5 protein-coding genes are annotated in these 4,026 nt (G+C 44.9%); all 5 read right to left on the bottom strand.

Annotated elements, in window-relative coordinates:
• Positions 1–803, bottom strand: an 803-nt coding sequence (locus ABHN01_RS24370; protein WP_429877694.1) for a P1 family peptidase, incomplete at its 3' end; no start/stop codon positions are given.
• Positions 803–1,360, bottom strand: coding sequence for an ECF transporter S component (locus tag ABHN01_RS24365; RefSeq protein ID WP_290400521.1), 558 nt, complete (start codon positions 1,358–1,360; stop codon positions 803–805). The genes ABHN01_RS24370 and ABHN01_RS24365, both read right to left, overlap by 1 nt.
• Positions 1,361–1,422: 62 nt before the next feature.
• A complete protein-coding gene (locus ABHN01_RS24360) occupies positions 1,423–2,268 on the bottom strand; it encodes an energy-coupling factor transporter transmembrane component T family protein (RefSeq protein ID WP_429877693.1) in 846 nt (281 codons plus the stop codon).
• Positions 2,269–2,273: 5 nt separating this feature from the next.
• On the bottom strand, positions 2,274–3,146 hold the full coding sequence (locus ABHN01_RS24355; RefSeq protein WP_429877692.1) for an energy-coupling factor transporter ATPase: 873 nt from the start codon (positions 3,144–3,146) through the stop codon (positions 2,274–2,276).
• Positions 3,143–4,006: an energy-coupling factor transporter ATPase gene (locus ABHN01_RS24350; RefSeq protein WP_429877695.1), complete on the bottom strand. Its 864-nt coding sequence runs from the start codon at positions 4,004–4,006 to the stop codon at positions 3,143–3,145. Before ABHN01_RS24350 ends, ABHN01_RS24355 begins: the two co-directional genes overlap by 4 nt.
• Positions 4,007–4,026: the final 20 nt, after the last annotated feature.

Raw genomic sequence — 4,026 nt, 5'->3', positions numbered from 1 at the left:
TACATCGTGTGCACAGGATAGATCGTTCTTGCTAATCCGTCATGAGCCATGGAGGCAACTTTTGTCGCTTGTGACTTTGTTAAATCAGCATTGCACGCGACCACAGCAATCGTTGTATTCGTACCGGCAGTTAATGGAATCTCGGGCTGTTCAAGCATCCACTCCAAGCTGCTCCTGATATATCCCAGATCATCTCTTGCACCGGCAATCACTTCTCCAGTGTTCGGATATCTAATTTCGCCTATGGCATTGACAGCGACAATGGCACCTACGATTAAACCATTGGGCAGGATGAAAGAGGCAGAGCCAAGGCCTCCCTTCATCGCACGATGATGGCCAGCCACTTTACCGACCGTAGCCCCGCATCCTGCCCCAGAGTTACCCAAGGGAAAATGTCCCTGTGCTGCATTTGATGCGGCCTGATAACCCATTTTTTGATCAGGCCTGGCCAAAGGATCTCCAACCGGCAAATCAAACAGGACAGCTGAGGGAACAATCGGTACAACTCCTACGCCAACATCCAAGCCAACCCCTTTATCTTCCAAAAATCTCATAACGCCGCTTGCCGCATCAAGTCCATAGGCGCTGCCTCCCGCCAGGCAGATACCATGAACCTTCTGCATGAGATTCAGCGGGTGAAGGAGATCCGTTTCCCGGGTCCCTGGAGCTGATCCCCGAACATCCACACCACAAACAGCACCATTTTCCATCAATAATACAGTACAGCCCGTATAGCCTTTGCTATCTTCTTCATTGCCGACTTTAATGCCCGGAACATCGGTGATATTCTGGAAATTACCCACTACATTTCTCCAGAGATCTTGGATTTTTTGTTCCCGCTGTGGTCCAGTCTTTTCCAAGCCACAACTACAGCCAGCGTGATGATCACGGAGACTATAGCTTCAGGAATCCCATTGGTAACTGCAATTGTAACCGCGACCCCAGGTGCAATATAGCCTCTGACTACAGCCATGATTAAAACGAGGAGGGTATTCGTAAAGGCTCCTATAAAGCCTGCTACACCGATAGCGGCATATTCGTTTACTCTCTTCAAGGAGAGATATGAGAAGTAGGCTGTGACACCAATAAACAATCGAGGAAGAATCGCGACGAGAGGATCCTTGAAAAGCGGAATCGTTGCATCCAAAAAGGATGACACGCCGAAGATTAATCCGATGACCAGTCCAACAAACGGACCTTGCATTACCCCTCCAATGATGGCAGGAACATGCATGATGGTTGCGTTCCCGGCTGCTGTTGGAACAGGAATGAAGCCTAACCGTGTGACACCAAGCAAAATAGCTACTGCCCCCAATACACCTGCAATGACAATCTTTCTAGTCGTTAATCCTCTTTCCATTTGATTACCCTCCTTATAATTGAAAGAATTGTAAGTTTTGCATTTTATGGTTAGGTTGATATCTAGTAGGGAAATGGAAATAGCAATAAGAGAGAAGCGAATAAAATACAAAAAAGAATAGCGATATAATCTTTGTTCTGTGCTTTGTATTTTGTGTAAATGGACCGTTCGTTTCCTGGTGTGTAGCATCTTGCTTCCATGGCGAGCACTAAGTCTTCTGCCCGTGCCATCGCAACATTGAACAATGGGATAATGATCGGAAACACATCTTTTGTCCTCTGTATGATTCTCCACCAGGCACCTGTACCAAACTCTGCCCCCCTTGATGCCTGGGCCTTCATCATCTTTTCCATTTCCATTGCAAACGTTGGGACAAAACGGATAGCGATGGTAATAATCAGTGCAAATTCATGAACCGGAAACTTTACATACTTTAATGGCCGTAATAAACTCTCAATCCCATGAGTGATCTGTGTGGTAGATGTACTTAGTGTCAGTACACTGCTCAAAAAGATGATTTCAATGAAACGCAATGCAGATACGATGACCAGCCGTATACTGTCAGAGGTAATCAGGATAAAACCATGATCAACTAAAACCGTTCCTCCGGAAGCCACTTTGTTATAGAACAACAATTGCAGTACGGCTAATATCAAAATGAATGGGATTGCCGGCTTGACACCTGACAAACCATAACTTATCGGAATACGTGAGATATAAAATAAACAAATGGCAAATGCGAGGGCAATAATATTACCTCCATAGGTATCACATATAGCCATTGCAATGACCAGTATGGTGAAGGACAAAAGCTTCACACGTGGATCTAAACGATGGACAAGTGAACCTGTCGGCAAATACTGGCCAATGGTTATATTGCGAGATAATTCAAATTCAAAACCAGCCAATATTCTCACCTCCTGTACGGCTGAAGAATAGATACGATTTCCTTGGCGGCAGACTCCCGCTCAAATGCTTTTAGATCAACGGAATAGCCCCGTTGTTTTAGATGTGCCAGGATCTCAACCGTTTGAGGTGCGGCAATATGGTGTCTGCGAAGTATTTCTGTATTGCCAAAAATGTCACGAGGAGTTCCATCTATGAGATTTTTTCCGTCAGCTAATACGTATATCCGTTGAGCTAAATAAGCGACTTCCTCCATATTGTGTGAGACAAAAATGACGGTCACCTTTTCTTGCTTATTCAACAGAGCAATTCTGTCCAATAATTCTTGCCTGGAAAAGGGATCCAGACCAGCTGTCGGTTCATCGAGCACCAAAATTTCTGGTTTGAGAGCCAGAACACCGGCTAGAGCTACCTTTCTTTTTTGTCCGCCGCTCAAGGCATAGGTCACCCTGTCTTTCAATTCCTCAAAAGACAGGCCCACCAATTCCATCGCCCACTTCACACGATCTCTTACTTCTTTTAACGGCAGCCCCATTTTTAAAGGGCCATAAGCGATATCATCACCGATCAGCTTCTCAAAAATCTGATCTTCAGGATTTTGGAACACAAGTCCTACTTTTCTTCTCAACGCTTTAACATCCAGTTTTGGATCCGATAAATTCTGGCCATCCACCAATACTTCTCCCCGCTGAGGACGCATCAGTCCGTTAAAATGCTGAATTAATGTCGATTTTCCAGAACCGGTATGCCCAATAACCGCTACGCATTCTCCTTTTTTCACCTGCAGATTAATCCCTGCCAGTGCCTTGTATTCAAGAGGTGTCTTTTCCATGTAGGTATGGTACAAATTGTTCACTTCTAAAATGGCAGATTCACTCATCCCACAAACACCCCCCGTTTGGCTGATAGACGGACAACCTCTTGTATAATCTCGTTATTCCGGATCAGATCTGACTGGAATTCTTCGTCATATTCATGAATCAATCTTGCTAATCGGCTCGCAACTGGAATATCAAGTTTCAATTGCTGCATCCTTTCATACTGTTGAAAAATTCCCCTTGGTGACCCATCCATAATAATTTGTCCCTGTTCAATGACGATGACCCGGCTGGCTTCTGCCACTTCTGACATATGATGAGTAACGGATACAATGGTCATCCCGTCATCGTTCAGTTCGCGCACAACATTGAGTATGTCTCTTCTTCCGTAGGTATCCAGCATGCTGGTTGCTTCATCGAGCACTAAACAATCCGGTTTCATCGCAATGATACCCGCAATGGCAACCCGCTGTTTCTGTCCGCCGGATAGGTGATGAGGCGGTCTTTGCCGAAACTCACTCATCCCGACTGCTTCTAGTGCATAATCAATTCTATCCTTCATTGTTGCTGCGGGGATTTCAATATTCTCTAGACCAAAGGCCACATCGTCTTCAACAATGGTCGCAACAATCTGGTTATCGGGATGCTGAAATACCATACCTACCTTTTGCCGAATTTCGCGCAGCATTTGTAGTTCCTTTGTGTTGCTGCCACTTACCAGAACATCACCGCTGCTGGGTTTTAAAATCCCGTTCAAGTGCTTTGAAAGGGTAGACTTTCCAGAGCCGTTATGTCCGACGATCGCAACATATTCTCCTGGAAAAATATCAAAGGAAACACCCTTCAATACGGGAATGGAGGTTTTATTATTTAACTTGTATTCAAAAGAAAGGTCGTTAACTTTAATAAGAGGTTCTATCATGCATATCCCCTTCCTCTGCG

The sequence above is a fragment of the Fictibacillus sp. NRS-1165 genome (genome assembly GCF_050468105.1).
Taxonomy (GTDB): domain Bacteria; phylum Bacillota; class Bacilli; order Bacillales; family Fictibacillaceae; genus Fictibacillus_C; species Fictibacillus_C terrinigri.
Note: the sequence above shows the minus strand (reverse complement) of the source record. Positions and strands in the feature narration are given on the sequence as shown.